The sequence below is a fragment of the Anaerococcus octavius genome (genome assembly GCF_900445265.1).
Classification (GTDB): domain Bacteria; phylum Bacillota; class Clostridia; order Tissierellales; family Peptoniphilaceae; genus Anaerococcus; species Anaerococcus octavius.
This window is the reverse complement of the sequence record NZ_UFTA01000002.1, coordinates 1,835,667-1,854,437: the sequence shown is the minus strand read 5'-3', so window position 1 is coordinate 1,854,437 and position 18,771 is coordinate 1,835,667. Positions and strand designations below refer to the sequence as shown.

At 30.2% G+C, this 18,771-nt stretch carries 16 protein-coding genes; 1 reads left to right on the top strand and 15 read right to left on the bottom strand.

Going from position 1 to position 18,771, the window contains the following annotated elements; translation table 11 throughout:
- Positions 1–10 precede the first annotated feature (10 nt).
- On the bottom strand, positions 11–1,393 hold the full coding sequence (locus tag DY249_RS08845; protein WP_115595916.1) for a glycoside hydrolase family 1 protein: 1,383 nt from the start codon (positions 1,391–1,393) through the stop codon (positions 11–13).
- Between the two features lie 10 nt (positions 1,394–1,403).
- A complete protein-coding gene (locus DY249_RS08840) occupies positions 1,404–2,282 on the bottom strand; it encodes an ROK family protein (RefSeq protein ID WP_115595915.1) in 879 nt (292 codons plus the stop codon).
- A gap of 44 nt (positions 2,283–2,326) precedes the next feature.
- On the opposite strand from DY249_RS08840, the gene DY249_RS08835 reads away from it, so the two are divergent.
- Complete coding sequence (locus DY249_RS08835) at positions 2,327–3,061, top strand: MurR/RpiR family transcriptional regulator (protein WP_101540708.1); 735 nt, start codon at positions 2,327–2,329, stop codon at positions 3,059–3,061.
- Here DY249_RS08835 and DY249_RS08830 read toward each other — a convergent pair.
- The 13 genes from DY249_RS08830 to DY249_RS08770 form a co-directional block, all read right to left on the bottom strand.
- Positions 3,058–4,335, bottom strand: a complete 1,278-nt coding sequence (locus DY249_RS08830) for a glycoside hydrolase family 125 protein (RefSeq protein WP_115595914.1) — start codon at positions 4,333–4,335, stop codon at positions 3,058–3,060. The two genes, DY249_RS08835 and DY249_RS08830, sit on opposite strands and share 4 nt — an antisense overlap.
- Positions 4,336–4,350: 15 nt before the next feature.
- Positions 4,351–6,981, bottom strand: coding sequence for a glycoside hydrolase family 38 N-terminal domain-containing protein (locus DY249_RS08825; RefSeq protein WP_115595913.1), 2,631 nt, complete (start codon positions 6,979–6,981; stop codon positions 4,351–4,353).
- Positions 6,978–8,279 (bottom strand): beta-N-acetylglucosaminidase domain-containing protein, encoded by a 1,302-nt coding sequence (locus DY249_RS08820; protein WP_115595912.1) that lies wholly within the window; start codon positions 8,277–8,279, stop codon positions 6,978–6,980. Before DY249_RS08820 ends, DY249_RS08825 begins: the two co-directional genes overlap by 4 nt.
- A gap of 121 nt (positions 8,280–8,400) precedes the next feature.
- A complete protein-coding gene (locus DY249_RS08815; RefSeq protein ID WP_115595911.1) occupies positions 8,401–9,936 on the bottom strand; it encodes an ABC transporter substrate-binding protein in 1,536 nt (511 codons plus the stop codon).
- A gap of 72 nt (positions 9,937–10,008) precedes the next feature.
- Entirely contained in the window at positions 10,009–11,505 is a 1,497-nt protein-coding gene (locus DY249_RS08810; protein ID WP_115595910.1) for an ABC transporter substrate-binding protein, read from the bottom strand.
- Positions 11,506–11,527: 22 nt separating this feature from the next.
- Entirely contained in the window at positions 11,528–12,454 is a 927-nt protein-coding gene (locus DY249_RS08805; RefSeq protein WP_115595909.1) for a carbohydrate ABC transporter permease, read from the bottom strand.
- A gap of 8 nt (positions 12,455–12,462) precedes the next feature.
- Positions 12,463–13,476 carry an ABC transporter permease gene (locus DY249_RS08800; protein WP_245943564.1) on the bottom strand — a complete coding sequence of 338 codons (1,014 nt, stop codon included), beginning with the start codon at positions 13,474–13,476 and terminating at the stop codon, positions 12,463–12,465.
- A gap of 11 nt (positions 13,477–13,487) precedes the next feature.
- The gene (locus tag DY249_RS08795) at positions 13,488–14,129 is read right to left on the bottom strand and encodes a hypothetical protein (protein WP_115595908.1); all 642 of its coding nucleotides are present in this window, start codon (positions 14,127–14,129) and stop codon (positions 13,488–13,490) included.
- Positions 14,129–15,250 carry an ABC transporter ATP-binding protein gene (locus DY249_RS08790; RefSeq protein WP_115595907.1) on the bottom strand — a complete coding sequence of 374 codons (1,122 nt, stop codon included), beginning with the start codon at positions 15,248–15,250 and terminating at the stop codon, positions 14,129–14,131. Before DY249_RS08790 ends, DY249_RS08795 begins: the two co-directional genes overlap by 1 nt.
- Positions 15,251–15,467: 217 nt before the next feature.
- Positions 15,468–16,406 (bottom strand): type I phosphomannose isomerase catalytic subunit, encoded by a 939-nt coding sequence (locus DY249_RS08785; protein WP_115595906.1) that lies wholly within the window; start codon positions 16,404–16,406, stop codon positions 15,468–15,470.
- A 9-nt stretch (positions 16,407–16,415) separates the two neighbouring features.
- Positions 16,416–17,276: a D-alanyl-D-alanine carboxypeptidase family protein gene (locus DY249_RS08780; protein WP_115595905.1), complete on the bottom strand. Its 861-nt coding sequence runs from the start codon at positions 17,274–17,276 to the stop codon at positions 16,416–16,418.
- Between the two features lie 97 nt (positions 17,277–17,373).
- Complete coding sequence (locus DY249_RS08775) at positions 17,374–17,751, bottom strand: FMN-binding protein (protein ID WP_115595904.1); 378 nt, start codon at positions 17,749–17,751, stop codon at positions 17,374–17,376.
- 577 nt (positions 17,752–18,328) lie between these two features.
- Positions 18,329–18,769, bottom strand: coding sequence for a hypothetical protein (locus DY249_RS08770; protein WP_115595903.1), 441 nt, complete (start codon positions 18,767–18,769; stop codon positions 18,329–18,331).
- Positions 18,770–18,771: the final 2 nt, after the last annotated feature.

The following is an 18,771-nucleotide window of genomic DNA, read 5'->3' as shown; positions in this document are numbered from 1 at the left end:
TTTTTCCTATTTAAAGTTCAAAACCATTATTTTCACTTAATTTTTTAAACCATTGACCTGACTTCTTTATTTTTCTTTGGCCAGTATTTAAATCTAATTCTACAAGACCATATCTATTTTTATAGGCATTTAGCCAGCTCCAGCAATCTATAAAAGTCCAAAGTTGATAACCCTTACAGTTTGCTCCCTCATTGATAGCCTTACTTAGCCAGTATAGGTGTTCTTTTATAAAATCAATCCTATAATCATCTTTTATCTGCCCATTTTCTCTAAATCTTTCTTCATTTTCAACACCCATACCATTTTCCGAAACTATCCACTCTATATTTTTATAATTGTCACGAATATTTATTGCAATATCATAAAGGGCTTTTGGATATATTTCCCAACCTCTATATGGATTCATACGTTTACCTGGCATATCATAAGTTAAATAATATTTGCTAGGCATAAAAAGTGCATCCTCTTTATATTGATAAGGATTTTCCCTCACTCTTAGGGGCTGATAATAGTTTACTCCTAGAAAATCAATAGTATTTTCTTTTATAATTTCAAGCTCTTCTTGGCTATATTCCGGAGTGAGTTTTTCATTTTTTATTAATTTAATAAGTTTTTCTGGATATTTTCCAAAGACTGAAGGATCTAAAAATGAGGATTTATTGATTAATTCTACCATTTCCGCTGCTTTTAAATCACCATCATTGTTGCTTCTTGGATAAGCTGGTGTTAAATTTAAAATTATTCCGATTTTTTTATTAAATTCCATTTCTTTATAACTTTTAATAGCTAAGGCCGAGGCAAGCTGGGTGTTAAATGCTGCTTGTACTGCTTTTTTAGGATCTATTTCTGCTGGGTAATGATAACCATACAGATATTGACATTCTACTTGGACTATTGGCTCATTAAAGGTAAACCAACCATCTACTAAATCATCAAAAAGTTCAAAGCATTTTCTAGCATAATCCTTATAAGCTTCTACAGTTTTTTTGTTAGTCCAGCCACCTATATCCATAAGGTACATTGGCAAGTCAAAGTGAAATAAGTTTATATAAAGAGTAATATTTTTTTTGCGAATCCTAGAAAAATAATCTCTATAAAAACTAACAGCTTTTTGATTTATCTTTCCATCTATATCTGGTATAAGCCTAGCCCAGTTTATAGATGTCCTATAAACATTTTGCCCAGTTTCTTCTAACAAGTCTACATCAGTTTTATAATTATTATAAATATCTGTCGTTTTACCTGGTCCTACTTGCTTATAAAATTTATACGGATCTATTTTATACCAATAATCCCATATATTCTCAGATTTATTGTCTATATTCCCTGCACCTTCTGACTGAGTGGCTGATGTAGCCGTTCCATATAAAAAACCTTTAGGAAATTTAATCATAACTCCTCCTTTACTTTAATAATCTTTTTTCTTCTATAGATTGTTTTAAATTTGCGTAGGCTCCGTATAAGTTATTATCATTAAAAAATGATACAGAGCTGATATCTATATCTATAGATCTGAAAACCCCTGTATTTAATTTGTTTTTAATCTCTCTTACAAATCTCTCATCACTAGAAATAGCCCCTCCTAAATAAATTTTTTCTGGATTTACAGTATAAAAAATATTGTATATTCCCATGGCTAAGTAAGTAAACATCTGGTCTACTTCTGTAAAATAGGGTTCTTTTTTTTGCATGTATTTATCAAAAATTAAATACGTACTTTCATCTATGCCATATTTTTTTATCATTTTTCGCCTGATATTTGGTAGCGTTGCTAGTTTAGAAAAATTATCAAAATTACCATCTTCATTTTTTAAAAGCATATAGCCAAATTCTCCAGCTTCTAAGCTTTTACCTTTTATAATTTTGCCATTTTTTGTTATAGATCCTCCTATACCAGAGCCTATAATTAAAAAAGCTAGATAATTTTTATCAACTTTCCCATAAAAAATCTCTGCTAATGCAGCACAATTTGCATCATTCTCAATGGCTACTGGGAGATTAAATTTATTTTTTATTTCCAGGGCAAAATTATATTCTGTAATAAACTCAACTGCGGACTTTCCATAAATATTGCCTGTAGAAGAATCAACAGTTCCTGGAGAAGAAAATCCTATGCCATCAATCTTGTGACTTTTAGCAAAAAAATTAATTTTATCTTCAAAAAACTTTAAAAGATCCTCCATATTTTTCTCTTGTTTTGAAGAAAATTTTTCAACTATTTTATCATTTTCTATCAAAGCATATTTATTGCTTGAACCGCCTATATCAAATACTAAATACAATTTTTATCTCCTGTGTTATAATTTACTTGTAGAAAGGAGCTACAATGACTGTTAGTTCTTATGAATTTATCATGGATATCATAAGTTCCAATGATATTAACCTTTCAAAATCTGAAGAAAGCATTTTAAATACCCTAAAAATAAATAACTACGATATTACAAATTTTGATATAGCAGATTTTGCTAAAACTTTTTTTGTTTCAAACGCTACTGTAACTCGCTTTTCTCAAAAGCTTGGTTTTTCTGGATATCAAGAACTAAGATATGCCATTAGTGAATCAAAAGAAGTTTCTATATACAAAAGCCAAGATATATATCTAGATATGGTTAGTTCTTTTGAAGAATTGCCAGAAAGAACTATTAAGCTTATAAAAAATTTAAATAATTTTCCAAAAATAGCTATAATTGGCATAGGTTCATCTGGGCTTTGCTCAAATGAATTTGTCTATAAGCTAAGAGAGCTTGATTTATTTACTTCAGATTATGCCAAAGAACCATATTCGATAAATCTTTTAACCAAAAATTTAAGCTATAATGATCTTTTGATTGCTATCTCCCTAAGTGGGGAAAATCACACAATATTAGAAGGCGTAAATAACGCTATTGATAGAGGAGCCCCAGTTTTTTCCATAACTAGAAACTACGATTCCAGTTTAGGAAAAAAATCCGATTACATAATACGCACTCCTGCCTACCCTAATCATAGTTATGAAATATCAAAAATGGCACCTATTCTCATTACTATGGATATAATTTGTGAGATTTATCAAAACAATTAGTTCTTAATCAATTCTAGACCTAGATAATTTAAAATAGCCTCACAAAACATAGAATTTGACCAAGAAAACCAATCTCTTGTGTATTTATTAGGATCATCTTTGTCAAATCCTTCATGCATAAGATAGGTATTTGCATGTGTATTTTCAAAATATTTTAGTATTTTATTTTTCTCCCCTTCATTTGTACTTGTCATCATTTGTATACTTAAAGCTATATGCCAGATATAATCTTCTGGCGTATGGTCTGATCCTATCCCATCTGTTGCTTTTCCCATAAAATAATTTTTATTTTTATTTGATAAAATGGCTCTTCTAGTATTTTTATAAAGAGAATTATCCCTATCTATATATTGCAAATATGGTAAAGATAATAAAGATGGTACATTTGCATCATCCATAAATAAATAGTTTCCTAATCCATCTACTTCATAAGCAAATATTTCTCCAAAATCTGGATCATTTATTATCCCATAGTCTTTTATTCCTTGATTGATTTCTGTTGCAAGATTTCGCATTTTTTCCGCTAATTGCTTATCTTTTTTTGCATCAATAAGACAATTAGCTAATTTGTTTAAAGTAACTACTGCAAAGGCATTTGCAGGGATCAAATATTGGTAAAGACAGGAATCATCACTTGGTCTAAAAGCTGTCCAGCTCATACCAGTATAAGAGACTTCCGTTCCTCTTTTTCCAGTTCTTAAAGAATCTGTCTCTTTCCATGGATTTGGTCTTTCAAACTCGTAGTTAGATCTGCTATGGTCTTGTTCTAAGGCAATTAAATTTACTATATTTTTTAATATCCTAATAAATTCACCATCAAAAATAGAATCATCCTTAGTTTTTTCATAGTAAAGATAAGCAGTTTGCATTACATAGCATAAGGAATCAAGTTCGTATTTTCTCTCCCAAACCCAATCAGACTCAAAATCTGTTATATCTTCCTTGCTCCAAGAACGTCCATCAGCCTTTATATTAAAAGCATTGGCATAATAGTCCTTATCCACAGAAAAAATTTGCCTTTTTAATACTTTTTTTATTAAATCATCAGCCTCTTTACTATCTATATAAAAAAGTGGTCTGATTTGTCCGCTTGAATCTCTTAACCACATGGCATCAATATCGCCTGTGATTACAAAAGCATCATTTCTATCTGTAAGCTTTATAGTTGTTGTAAAGGTATTTTTTATAGCTTTAGCAAATATTTTTTTTATTTCATCACTTAACTTATCAGAATTATTTACATATTCTATAAGGGGATTTACTATATTTTCCATATATTAGCCTCCTAATTATATATCTAACTTAATGGTTCTAATTTCAAAGGCATCTAGGGTATTTTTATCTACTGTTTTTTCTTCTTTTTTATCGCCCAAAATATTATATATTACACCATCTGCATTTATATTTTTTTCTTTATCGTCTGGATTATAAGCTCTAAAAATTGCTTCTTTCTTATCATTTCTGTAAAGGACTGAATATAGGTTTTCTCCAAGATCTACATTTGGGATTATATTTTCTTTTTGATTTGCAATATTTTTACCTAGCTTAACATCAAAAAATGGCACTCTCTCAGCCAAGGCTCTTTGAATAGATGTATTAGCTTTTTCAGAAAATATATCTACATATAAATCAAATTCCATTTCTCCCTTATCTCCTAAAAGTTGAGCTTCTGGTGTTGGAAAATATCCCCAATCTCCTAATTCCCCAATAGATCTAAATAAGGTTAGATACAAGCCTTCATTTTTTACCTGCTCATATTCAGCTATACCTAAGCTAGAAATAGTAAATCCTTTGTCTTTTTCGTCTTTTACTTGAACATATCTATTTAGATTTTGAGAATAATCAGGATTTACCCATGTTTTTGGTGGATACATATCTCTTTTTACAGTTTCAAAAATAGATTCTGCATGAATAACTGAAGTATCTAAACTATGACCAAAAAGTATCCTCACCCTATGGTCTTTAGCAACATTCTTTAGCTTTATATGGCAAGCAATAGTTCTTTTTTTATCATAAATACTTATAGTTTTTTCAACTATCATATCAACATATTCTTCTGATCTGTTAGACTTTCTGTTAGTGATATCTACAAGGGTTATTTGTTCTTCTTTTAAGCTAGCTGCCGCTGATTTTGGAATGGATATCTTCTCTTTTAATTTTATAGTAAATTTATCTGAACTTTTGTGAATATCTTTACTTATCAGTTTGCCACCTAAGATTCTTTTTTTATCATAAGACTGCCTATAAATATATTCGTTGCCTATATCTCCACTATCTTCTATCATAAAAATATTTTTGTATACATTACCTGTATTTTTATCAGTAATATCTAAAGAAGCATTATCATTTATCTTAATCTCAAAATAATCATTTGCAACTACATCTTTTTTTACTTTTAAATCTTTAAATTTGCCATCTCCTTTTACTAGCCTAAAGATTTTTTTCTCATAAGAATCTATATCTGCTAAAAATGTTACATTTACCTGCCTTGTAAAATATGGTTTTCTAAATGAATCCTCCGGCAGTTCATAGGAAAAATTAGTTCCCATATCTCTTATCTCGGCTGCTATTTCACATCCCTTTTCATCTATCAATTTTAGCTCTGGTAAGCTTATAGCCTTTAATTCATTGACAACTTTTCTAAAGTTTTCTCCAAAATATTCTTTTTTAAAATCCAAATTAACACTAACTAGTCTGCTTCTTTTATAAGGAAGGGTATTTATTATAGCAAAACTTATATCGTCAGAATCATTATAAGTATTATCTGCAATGAATTCCCTTGCCTTATCATCCAAATAGTCTAAGGCCTCACCAGCATCTTTAAATCTTCTTTCGTTTCCATCATGTACTGAATCTATTGAGCAGCCACATATGCTATCGTGAGGATGGTTTGAAATTAATCTTTCATAGATATAATCAAAACTATCATTAGGATATAGTTCCTTATTTACAAAAATTGTATATAAAGGTTGGCTAATTTCTTCAAGTCTCATCTCTAAAGTTTTATTAGCTTTTTTCAAATAGTACCTAGATGATGAAGTGCCTTGTAAGGTATACCAGCCATCGGTAGCTTGAGAACGCAATTCTCCTTTGATTGTAGCAAGTTTATTTGGATCAATTTCTTTTTTTACGGCTTCATAATACTTATCTAAATTCGAGTGTATAAATTCATAGTCATCATATAGGCTATTTGCTTTTTCAATTATTTTTCCTATATTTTTTTGAACTGGCGAATGGTCACAGCCATTCATTAAAAGAAGTTGGTTAGTGGATGCATATTTTTCCATATCTGCTATTTTTTGATCCATATATTTTTTGAGCCTAGCAGTTGCCATTGGTATATCTACTCCATTGCAATACCAATTAGCAAAAAGAATGCCTAAAACTTGCGAGCCATCTGGAGCTTGCCAAAATAATTCCGAATTTTTGGATGTAAAATCTTCTACAACTACATTGTTTAACCCAGTAGCTTTTACTCCCCTGCCAAAATATGCAACATCTATATTTGCTTTATTAAGTATCTGAGCAGCTTGGCCAATATTTCCAAAAGTATCTGGGAAATATCCAATTTGCGCAGGCTTTCCTAATTTTTTAGACTTTTTAAGACCTAGTTGTAAATCTTTTATATTAGACTCAGCAGAAGTCAAAAATGCATCTTGCAAAATATACCAAGGACCTATAATTATTTTTCCATCTTTTATTAGTTTATAGAGGATTTCTTTATTTTCTGGTTTTACTTTTAAATAATCTTCTATGGGTAAGTATTGACCATCAAATTGAAAGTACTTAAAGCTTTCATCTTCACAAGCCTCTATTACATCATCAACAAGATCTACTAATCTCATAGTATGATTTTCTAAAGGCATATACCATTCTCGATCCCAATGAGTATGGGATATTATATGAACTGTTTTTTTCATAAGTCCTCTTTGCTTTCCATTAGTTTTTTATAAATTTCTTCTAAAACGCTAGATGTTTTAACTACTCTATCTTCTATTTCATCTAAGCTAAACTCTTTGTAAATTCTTACCTTACATTCTTTAGATTTATTATAAAAGTCAGCAGCTTTATAATAATCTTTATTTATAGCACATTTAGCAGCTTTTAATAAGTATTTTAAACTTGTGAAAAATGAAATTACTTCATTATAAAGATTTTTGTTGCTATAATTACTTTCATAATTATCAATTGCTTCTAATTTTTGGTCTATCAAGTAAATTATTTTTTCATAATCTCTTGCTTTGAAAGCAGCTGCTATCCTACTATCTTCTAAGTACTTTTTATTTTCTTCTCTATTATAGATATCTGATCCAAAGAAAGAATCTGCTATTAAATATAAATCATCTGCTACATCTTTATCTAAATAGCTAAGTCCTTTTTTAAAGACTTCTATTGCCTTATAATTACTCGGATTTATTAAATATTCATTTATCTGAAAAATGGATAGTTTGGAAAGTTCTGCTTGATTCATAGGATTTATTAAAAATGAATCAAAATTTAATGATCTGCTATCAAAAAATTCAAATACTTCCATAAATATTTGATCTCTTTTATAATCATTTACCGGCCAATTAAACCATATATTTGGTTTTTGGTTAGCAAGTTTTATAAATTCTTCATTTGCATCATATCTTAAAGGAGCTACTACATCATAACCTGTCCACATTATTTTTAAGTTTTTAATATTTTTAAATAAGTCAAAATATGAGCATGCCTTATCATCAATCCAGCTTTGGTTGTACCATGGATGGACAAAGAGTAATTCTCTATTTTCAAAATCAGAGATAAAATTTAATATATTTTTTACTAATTGCAGATGATATTCTCTTTGCTCATAAGCCTTATTTTGATCAACATCATCCATACAAAGGGCAAAAGATTTTATTCCTATATTATGTAATTGTTCATATTTTTTATATATACGCTCTATTTCGTTTTTATAATCAGAAAAATCAATTAAGTTTTGACCTGGATGTATGGCCCAGACAAAGTTTATATTTTTTCTTTGAGCAAGTTTTGCTAATTTTTCTAGTTCATTAAGCTTATTATCTGGATATAAATCTCTCCATTTTACATTGTGGTAAGGGTCATCTTTAGGTGCATATATATATTGGTTCATGTTTATATCCGATAAGAAATTGATCATAGAATATCTTTGTTCAAAAGTCCATGGTATTCCATAAAAACCTTCAATGACACCTTTTTTAATTTCTGTCATAGAAACTCCTTTTAATATTGAAAATATTTTTTAATTATCTTTAATCCTAATTTAAAAATGAAAATAAGTTCATTTTGCTATTTATAATTAAAGACTTACACAAAAGTGTAAGTCTTTAATATTAGTTATTTTCACTGCTGAAAGTGTCAAGTTGATTTTGGATTTCTTCTATTGCTTTATCAATGCCTGCTGTGTCCAGTTGGTCTAAAAACTCTTGATAGTAAGCATCATCAAATGCTCCAGTTTTAAGATTGTTGTAATATCTTTCAATTGTAGCTTGAACATTTTCTAATTCACCTTGGATATTTGTTTTATCGACTCTAAATCCTAGAGTTGGTGAAGCTACTAACTTATCTTCAAATTCTTTTACTTCTTCATCAAATTCAGGATCTCCAATTCCTACACCATCTGCCATAGGAGTTCTATTAAACATTGATAAGTATTGGAAGCTTGCTACATCGTATACTTCATCTTTTGTTCCAAGCTTTTTAACTTTTCCATCTTTTAATTCATAATCTACACCTTCAATACCGTATGATAATAGGTCTTGAAGTTTTTTATCTGTAAACATTCTTTCAACAAAGTCTAAAGCTTGATCTTTATACTCAGATTGGCTATTGATTCCAACTAATTTTCCTGTAGCTTTCTCATTATCTACAATGATAGATTCTCCTATTATAGAAGCTACTTTTGGTTCTTCTTCAGTTGACCAAATAGCCTCTGATCCAGGTTCTCCTTCGTATTCTCCTACAAGGGATGCTTCATAGGCCCCTTTTGCTTCATCGGCTTGGATTTGTGGTGCATCTGGATTTATTAATCCATCGTCATAAAGTTTTTTCATTTGATCAATCTCTGCCTTAAAGTCAGGATCTTTATAAAGGTTGTAGGCTATTAATTTGCCATTTTCTTCTTTTACTCCTATACCTTTTTCAACTTCAAAAGCAGGATTTTCTCTTGCTAGTAAAAAGTCACTTGCAACATTGAATGGGTATTCAACTTGATCTTCATTATCTTTTACTTCTTTTAAATATTCTTCTAGTTGTGTAGTATTTTGTATATCTTGGTATGGTATATCATACTTTTCTACATATTCTTTGTTCCATACAAATTGATTAGCTGCAACTACTCCAGGATATGCTGCTGGTAATGCATATAAAGGTCCATTTATCTTTGTACCTTCAATCATCCTATCATCTATTAATTCTTTAGCGCCTTTAAGTTCATTATCTAAATAGTCAGTCAAGTCTAAAAAAGCGTTTTGGTCTGCTAGAGTTTTATAAGGTCCTGCCCAACTAGATGTAAAAGCTAAATCCCAATCTTCTCCAGAGTTTACAGCTAGTTGTAATTTTTGTTGGTAATCGCCCCAGTCATAAAATACCGTATTTATATGATATCCTGCATCTAAGCTATCTAGGTATTCATTTGTTGCATCTACTACCTCTTGGTGATTAACTGGTTCTTCTCCTATATTAAAATATGTTAATGTAGGTATATCACCACTATCACTTGTTGTTAGATCATCAGCTTTTTCTGAGCTTGTAGTTTCTTTTTCACCGCTATCAGCATTTTTATTCTCAGCGTTATTTCCACAACCTGTAACTCCAAGTGCTAATGCTAAAATCAAAGCAAATTTTCTTTTCAAATCAAATGTTTTCATACTCTTCTCCTTATGAAAATATATTATTTTAATAAGATATAAATATATACCTTAATTAAAATCTAATTAAATTTATTTATCTTCCCACTTATCTAATTGTTCTTGAACATCTTTTACTAATTTATCTATGCCTGCAATGTCAAGTTTTTCTAAAAACTCTTGGTAGTATTCTTCGCTAAAGGCTCCAGTTTTTATATCTCTTTCGTATTGCTCAATGACTTCTTCTACATTTTCTGCTTCTTTTTCATTGCCAGTCTTATCAAAGTTAAATCCTAAAATTGGTGAAGCTTCTACTCTGTCTAAGTATGTATCAAGCATTTGTTTTTTATCTTTTTCATCTGTGTTAGCATCTACAGTTGGTGTCATCATTTCAGATGCTAAAAATGTAAATCCAGGTACTTCGTAGCCGCTATCTTCTATAATATCAACTTTATCATCAACTAAATTATAGTGTCTGCCTTCTATACCATAAACTAAATATCTCATTAGTTCTGGATCACTATACATTCTATTTAAAAAGTCCATAGATTCTTTGGCATGTTCACTTTGAGAATTTATTGCTGCAAGCGATCCAGTTGCTTTTTCATTTGTAACTAAGGCTTTATCTTCTGCAAATGAAGAAACTACTTCAGTATCATAGCTTCTGGACCATATATTATCAGGATTTACTCCACCTTCACCTTTTGCTACAAGAAAAGTATCCCCTGATTGGGCATTGGCAGCTTCTAGCTGTGGAGCTGACGGATCTATATAACCTTTGTCCATATAATCTTTCATAGTAAAGGCTAAGTCTTTTACTTCTTGGTTTGCCCATTTGTTATATGCAATAAGCTTTCCATTTTCATTTTTTACTGCTACACCTGGAGTTGCCTCAGACTGTGGATTCTCTGTTTGGAATATATAGTCGCTAAGTACAACAAATGGATATTCTACATTAGCTTCTTTTTCTTTAACTTCCTTTAAATATGGTTCTAAGTCAGCTTCTGTTTTTATATCATCAATAGGAATATTGTATTTATCCACATACTCTTTATTCCAAATAAAATAATCAGCCGGTACTATATTTTCTGCTGTAGCTGGCACTCCATAAAGTCTGCCATTTATACTAGCTCCTTTTATAACTTCATCAGAAGCAGAATCTAAAATAGCCTTCCCATCTTCCTTTATAAGATCTGTTATGTCTAAAAACGCACCATTTTCTGCCATATTCTTATAAGGTCCTGCCCAACTAGCAGTAAATGCTATATCCCAATCGTCTCCAGCATTGGATGCTAATTGCAATTTTTGCTGATAATCTCCCCAGTCAAAATATTGGAAACTTATATGATATCCTGCATCCTTGTTATCTAAGTATTGATTTATACTTTCTGCTACCTCATCTGTGTCTGCTTGTGGTGGTCCAACATTGTAATAAACTAATGTAGGCACTTCATTTGAATTATTTTCTTGCTGCTTTACTTGATTTTTAGAGTTACTTTCATCATTTTCTGCATGATTACTACAAGCTCCTAATGATACTAACAAGGCTAGCAAGATAGCAACTTTCCCACTTTTTGAAAAAACTCTCATATACCCCTCCTATATATAAAATTTATTCTTTAACAGCCCCTAAAGTTAATCCACTTATAAAATATCTTTGGAAAAATGGATATGCAATAAGGATTGGTGCTGTAGTAATTACTACTATCGCCATCTTTAAAGATTCTTGAGGCAGGGTTTTTCTAATCTCACCTGCTAGTCCTCCCAAGGCATCTTTTCTAAGTGTCAAAAAGTTTGTTGAGTTTTGAATTCTCATAAGCATATATTGAACAGGTATCTTATCTTCACTATCAATATATAACATAGCTTGATACCAGTCATTCCAATAAGCTAAAGTTAAAAATAGTCCAACTGTGGCAATTATCGGTAATGAAAGCGGCAAAATAATCTTAAAGAATATTTGCATCTCATTTGCCCCATCAATTGTTGCAGCTTCTACGAGCGCATGAGGTATGCTTGTTTGAAAATATGTTCTCATTAAAATAATATTATATGAACCAACAAGTCCTGGTAAAATCAAAGCCCACATAGAATCTTTAAGCCCCAAAAACTGGGTCATAATTAAATAATTTGCTACAAGTCCTCCACTAAATAACATAGGAATTGTAGATACTTTGGTAAAAAACCCTTTATATTCATAATCTTCTCTGGATAAGGAATATGCATACATGGTGGTAAGAATTAGGGCAAGTATTACACCTACTACTGTAATAATAATTGAATTTTTGTATGATCTTGCTATTTGCCCACCACTTTTAAATATGAACTTATAAGCTTCTAAGGAAAATTTTTCAGGTATTAAGGAATAACCATTTGATTTTATGGTGGCTTCATCTGTTATAGATATCATTACCACAAATAAAAATGGTAGTATAGCAGATATAGTAAGAAGTATTAATACAATATTTAATACTACATTAGAAGTTTTACTTATTTTTAAAGGATCATATACTTTTTTTTGTGTCTTTTCTTTTTGCATATAAGCTCCTAAAATAATGATCTTTGAGGATCATAACGTTTTACAATTTTATTAGAAAATAGAATTAAAATAGTACCAACAACTGATTGTAGTAGCGAAACTGCTGAAGATAATCCTATATCTCCTGTTTGTAAAAGCGCTCTAAATACATATGTATCAATTACATTTGTGACGTTATATAAAGGACCAGAGTTTCTAGGCACTTGGAAAAACAATCCAAAGTCTGCCCTAAATATATTCGCCAGTGATGTTACAAAAATTATTATAATGACAGGTTTTAAAAGTGGTATGGTGATTTTTTTTGTTTGCTGCCACTTAGTTGCACCATCCATTGCTGCTGCTTCATAATAAGTCCTATCTATACCCGAAAGAGCTGATAAGTAAACTACTGTATTATATCCTAGACCCTTCCACGAATTAATAAGTACTAAAAAAAATGGCCAAAACTTTGTATTGGTATACCAGTTAATCTTATCCCCACCAAGACTAACTAAAAGTCTATTTAATAATCCCTTATCAGGAGATAAAAATGCAAAAACTGCATAGCTTATTACAACCCATGATAAAAAGTGAGGTAAAAACATAGACGTTTGATAAAATTTGGCAGCCTTTTTGTTTAAAATCTCATATAAGGCAATGGCAGTAAACATAGCTAAAACTATATTTAAAATTATAAAAATAAAATTATATCCAATAGTATTTCTAATAATTATCCATGCATCCTTACTTCTAAAGAAAAACTTAAAGTTATCTAGACCTACCCAATCACTTTTGTAGAGATTATAAAAGAAATTTTTAGAAAAAATCTTATATCTTTTAAATGGTATAATCAAGCCAAACATTGGCAAATAGGCAAATATTATGAACCATATAAAAGCCGGCAAGGAAAATACTAAAAGTGGCAAATTTGTTTTAAATCTTTGCTTAAAAGGTTTCTTTTTTGCTTCTCTTTTATTTTCTATTCCAGGTTGGTTAGAAATAGCTGCTTCTTTCATCTGTTCTTTTGGTTGTCTATCTTCCATCACAGCCTCCTCTATAATTTCCTAATAGCATATTCATTGATAGTATTTACCATAGCTGCAAATATTAAGATAAAGATAAGCAGCCAAAAATTATTATTTATTATAAGTCTTTCAAAAAGCTCCCATACAAGATAAACTATTATAGAATAGAAAAAATATCTGTATGTAAGTATGAGAGAATTTTTAATAGTTTGAATAATACCTATATATTTTCTATGAGAGATTTGAAGTATTGTATAAAATATAATCCCCCTATAAAAATACAAAAGTATTATCGTTAGTATTCCAACAAAACCATTTGTGAATGAAATTATTCTTAAAGAAGAATCCGCATAAAAATATAAGGAAAAAAGTAACACATAAAGCAAGTATTTAGAAAGCATATCATCATCAAAAGTTTCTTTAAAGTAAGTTGAGAAAGCTTTTTTGTCATTTACAAAAGTAGCCGTAAAAGAATTTGCCTGTCTTTCTAAAGCAAATCCTAAAAGTCCACTTAGAGGAATAAAAAAAACTAAATACTTGCTAATATTTTCCGTTAAAAATAAATTTAGTAAAAATATGGGCAAAAGTATGATCATACTATAAAACATACTTACAATAGCATATAAAATTACTTCACCCAATTTATACATGCCCTTAGCAAATGATTCCATTAATTTATTCTCTTTTGTGTTTTGCTATCAAATAAGTGGATATCATTAAAGTTTACAAATAATTTTATACTATCACCAACATTTCTATCCTTAAACTTACCAGAAACTTTTACCGCAATCTTATTACTGCCATCTTCTTCAATAGTAACTGAAGATTTTTTATCTTCTGCATAAATAATAGTTTCATCTCCTAGCATTTCTATATTTACAATCTGAGCTTTTATATAATTTTCTCTCCCATCTAAATCATTTAGAGAAAACGCTTCTGGTCGTATACCTACAATTAAATCTTTATCTAGGTCTTTAAAGGTTTTTAGTGCATTTTTATTTTTTTCAGAAAGATCAATACTATCATTGCCAACTATAAGTTTTCCTTGATCTATTTCTCCTTTAAAAAAATTCATAGGAGGTGAGCCTATAAAGTTTGCTACGAATACGTTTTCAGGATAATCATATATTTCTTCTGGGCTGCCTATTTGCTGAATATATCCATCTTTCATAACTACAATTCTGCTAGCCATTGACATAGCTTCAGTTTGATCATGGGTTACGTATATAGTGGTAGTATTTAAGCTATCATGGATTCTAGAAATTTCTGTTCTCATTTGGCTACGAAGTTTGGCATCTAAGTTACTCAATGGCTCATCCATTAAAAATATATCTGCTTGGCGAACAATAGCCCTACCTAAGGCTACCCTTTGCCTTTGACCTCCTGATAAAGCAGCTGGCTTTCTATCTAAATAAGGCAATAATTCTAGCATTTCTGCTGCTCTTTTTACTTTTTCTTCAATCTCTTTTTTATCTTTTTTTTGAATTTGTAATCCAAAGGCCATATTGTCATATACACTCATATGTGGATATAGGGCATAGTTTTGAAAAACCATAGCTATATTTCTATCTTTTGGATTTACATCATTCATCAACTTATCATTTATGTAAAGCTCTCCACTGCTTATCTCTTCAAGACCTGCTATCATTCTTAAAGTAGTCGATTTGCCACATCCAGATGGACCAACAAAAACTATAAATTCCTTATCAGCTATATCTAAATTGAAATCATATACAGCTTGTACACCGTTTGGATATATTTTATCAATATTTCTTAAACTTAATGTTGCCAACTTACCCTCCTCATTATAAAGAAACTTGCTTATTGTCATTTTTATAAGAGTAAGTTAATATTTTTGTCAATTTTTTACTCTTTCTTATATAATTCTAAATTATCACCATATTTTTATCAACGATTTATTAAATATAGATTAAATTTTCATAAATTTTTAAAGTTTAAAAGTTTTATGAAATGATTTTCATAAAAAAAAGAACCTTAAGGCTCTTTTCTTATGCTATATTTGATTCTATTATTGTAAGTTCTCCATCAAGCTCGTAAGTGGAAACTTCATTAGTTAGTATAAAGAAGTCTCCTTTTTTGATATTGTATTCTTCTCCATCTACTCTTAAAACGCCAACTCCGTCTACAACTGATTCTAACAAGTAATCAGCATTTTTATTTATCTCTGTGTGATTATTTATCTCTAATTTTCTTACTTGAAAAAAATCATTGCTGGTAAGAGTTGTTGTTGTCAGATTGCCATTTTTTTCAGATTCTTGTTCGTTTTTTATATCATTTAGCTTTATAGCTTGCATAGATTTTTCTATGTGTAGCTTACGTAAGTTACCTTCTTTATCTGGTCTATCGTAATCGTATAGTCTATATGTCACATCACTCGCTTGTTGGATTTCTAAAATTAGGCAGCCCTTTTTGATTGCATGGACTGTTCCTGCAGGTACAAAGAAAAAATCTCCTTTTTTTGCTGGTACTTCTTTTAAAACTTCATTCCATTTTTTATTTTTGATTTTTTCTACAGCTTCTTCTTTTGAATTAGCATTGAGTCCATAAATAATTGAAGAAGGATTGTCATTTAGTATATACCAGCACTCAGTTTTACCTCTGGAGTTTTCAAGTTTTTTGCCCATTTCATCATCCGGGTGAACTTGGATAGATAAGTCATCTGTCGCATCTATTATTTTTACTAAAAGTGGAAATGTTCCTTGATTATTTCCTCCAAATAATTCTTTGTTATTTTTATAAATATCTTTTAAAGATTGACCAGCTAGCTCTCCATTTATTACAACAGAACTTAACTTATCCATGCCAGATATAGCCCAATATTCTCCAACACTATTAGAATCTATATCATAGTTAAATTCATCTTTTAATCTGGAACCACCCCAAAGTTTGTCTACAAATTTTCCTTGTAAAATCAATACTTTTTGCATACTCACTCCTTAAAGTTTTTTTAAAATCTCTAATGTATCTCTTACTTGCCCATCACCTGGATTATCTATATCATCGTATGGGGCACCTAGGGTTATTATAATATATTCTTTACCATTTTTTACTGAAAGTGTTGCCCAACACAAACCTGCATTATCAGTGGTACCGCTTTTTCCTCCAATTATTTCAAAACCATTTTGTTCATAATCTTTAAGCTTGTCATAAACTGTGCTAGTCATATATAAGCCTTGTGGGTGATTGTCGGTAGAATGACTTACAAAATCTTTTTTTGTAAATATAGCTCTAAAGTTACCATCATCTAGGGCATATTTTAAAAGCATAGCCAAATCTTTGGCTGATGAATAATGCCCTACATCATCCATGCCATCTACATTTTGAAAATGAGTATTTTTTAGACCTAATTCTTCTGCCTTATCATTCATTAATTCTACAAATCTTAATTGTGATCCAGAAATGTTTATAGCTATAGAATCTGCAGCCTCTCCTCCAGATGGAAGCATTGCTCCATAAAATAAATCACGGTATGTAGTCAGCTCCCCACCAAAAAAACCAGCCATTGATGCATTTTCTCCTACTAATTTTTGGTAACTTTCTGTATCAACAGGAGCTATATCTGATAAATTATTTACTTTTTCAAGTCCAACTAAAACAGTCATCATTTTTGTAAGAGAGGCCATGGGTAGTTTTTCATCTTCGTTTTTACTAGTTACTTTTCTATCATCAGTCAAATTGTATACATAAATAGCTTTTGAATTATACTCATATACTTCTTTACTTCGATTTCTTTGAATTATAATTAAAGCAATTATTAAAACAGGAATAGCCAATAAGCCACATGCTTTCTTTTTCATAAAAACCCCTATAATGTTTATTCATAGTTACTATACATCGCTAAATTTTTTTAACAAAAAAAACCATCCAATAAGGATGGTCAAAATTCTGTATTAATTATTTTGCATTTACTATTGCTTCATCAACAGCTGATTTAAATGCTTCTGATGAAACTGTTGCTCCAGATACGTTATCTACACCTTCTGTACCATTTTTTTCTACTATAGCTTCTTTAAGTTCTTCTATAGCTGGTGCTCCAACGTCTTCTGTTTCTGTGTTTTCTGTATCGATTTTTTCGATTACTCCATCTTTACCAAAATGAACTGTTACTTTGATATCTCCGTTGTAACCTGCAACTGTTGCCTCACCAACTTTTGGTGTAGCTTCGTCTGCTGGAACTGTTTCTGTATCTGCTGTTTTGTCGGCATCGTTCCCACAAGCTGAAAATGCAAATGCCATTACTGCTACTAGAGCAAATTTATTTAAGTTTTTCATAAAACTTCTCCTTATAATATGTACGCCAAGATCTGGCAGTATTTTTTTGCAATTTAGATCGCATATGTTATTTATAATATAAATTATAGCATATATTTTGATAAATTCAAGATTAACGATGTTTTTTAGTCAGAATTAATAATATTGATATTTCCTTTTCTATATCCTACAAACTAAAAGCTTAGTATAAAGTGAATATCCTATTGTGATATCGAACGTAGCGAAGTGGAGTGGAGAGATCTACACAAAAGTCAGGCATCCTCAACCGCAGCTATAAAAAAAAATAAAACTAAAGTTCAGCAACTCCATATCTATTAAAAAAATTTCTCCACTGCTTTCTCCGGTCGAAATGACAATAGTGTGAAACATTATTCCGATTAAGCTAAGTCCTACAAAGCAAAAAAGCTACATGATAAATAAGAAAGCCAACTAAAAACAAAGCAACCCACATTGCCATCTCGAGCGTAGCCGAGAGATCTACATAAAAGTCAGGCATCCCAAACCATAGTAATAAAAACATAAAAATAACAATAATTCAGATTCAAACACTTCAGACCGTAGCTATTTTTTTTTAAAATCATTCTATATCTACTTTTGTTTCCTTAACCTGTCCTGTCCTAGCATTAAATAAATATTCTTTATCATCAGCATTTAAAAATGTATAATATATTTCCTTACTAAAAGGATTAAAAGATTTTGTCTGATCAACCGTATAAGTTAGTAAGTATATATCTTTGCCATAATTATTTTCCATAAACTTTTCAGCATAGCTAGTGCTATATTTAGGCATGGAAAACATGTATAAGACAGTGATTAGGATGGTTAGCAAATATTTAGGATATTTAGGAGGACTTTTAAAAGTATATTCAATTAAATCCATTATTAAAATTGGCAGTATAAATAAAATAATATTTATATGCTTATCAAAATAGATCTGATTTACGTAAATTATTAAAAAAATGGCAAGCCAGAAAAAAAGATGATCTCCTGTGAATCTTTTTTTAATATCCTTCCACATGT

Excerpts from the sequence above, each read along its gene's own strand:
- DY249_RS08780 (WP_115595905.1), bottom strand. The coding sequence starts at position 17,276 with ATGAAAAAGAAAGCATGTGGCTTATTGGCTATTCCTGTTTTAATAATT.
- DY249_RS08785 (WP_115595906.1), bottom strand. The coding sequence starts at position 16,406 with ATGCAAAAAGTATTGATTTTACAAGGAAAATTTGTAGACAAACTTTGG.
- DY249_RS08845 (WP_115595916.1), bottom strand. The coding sequence starts at position 1,393 with ATGATTAAATTTCCTAAAGGTTTTTTATATGGAACGGCTACATCAGCC.
- DY249_RS08800 (WP_245943564.1), bottom strand. The coding sequence starts at position 13,476 with ATGGAAGATAGACAACCAAAAGAACAGATGAAAGAAGCAGCTATTTCT.
- DY249_RS08805 (WP_115595909.1), bottom strand. The coding sequence starts at position 12,454 with ATGCAAAAAGAAAAGACACAAAAAAAAGTATATGATCCTTTAAAAATA.
- DY249_RS08825 (WP_115595913.1), bottom strand. The coding sequence starts at position 6,981 with ATGAAAAAAACAGTTCATATAATATCCCATACTCATTGGGATCGAGAA.
- DY249_RS08835 (WP_101540708.1), top strand. The coding sequence starts at position 2,327 with ATGACTGTTAGTTCTTATGAATTTATCATGGATATCATAAGTTCCAAT.
- DY249_RS08810 (WP_115595910.1), bottom strand. The coding sequence starts at position 11,505 with ATGAGAGTTTTTTCAAAAAGTGGGAAAGTTGCTATCTTGCTAGCCTTG.
- DY249_RS08830 (WP_115595914.1), bottom strand. The coding sequence starts at position 4,335 with ATGGAAAATATAGTAAATCCCCTTATAGAATATGTAAATAATTCTGAT.
- DY249_RS08815 (WP_115595911.1), bottom strand. The coding sequence starts at position 9,936 with ATGAAAACATTTGATTTGAAAAGAAAATTTGCTTTGATTTTAGCATTA.
- DY249_RS08820 (WP_115595912.1), bottom strand. The coding sequence starts at position 8,279 with ATGACAGAAATTAAAAAAGGTGTCATTGAAGGTTTTTATGGAATACCA.
- DY249_RS08770 (WP_115595903.1), bottom strand. The coding sequence starts at position 18,769 with ATGTGGAAGGATATTAAAAAAAGATTCACAGGAGATCATCTTTTTTTC.
- DY249_RS08795 (WP_115595908.1), bottom strand. The coding sequence starts at position 14,129 with ATGGAATCATTTGCTAAGGGCATGTATAAATTGGGTGAAGTAATTTTA.
- DY249_RS08775 (WP_115595904.1), bottom strand. The coding sequence starts at position 17,751 with ATGAAAAACTTAAATAAATTTGCTCTAGTAGCAGTAATGGCATTTGCA.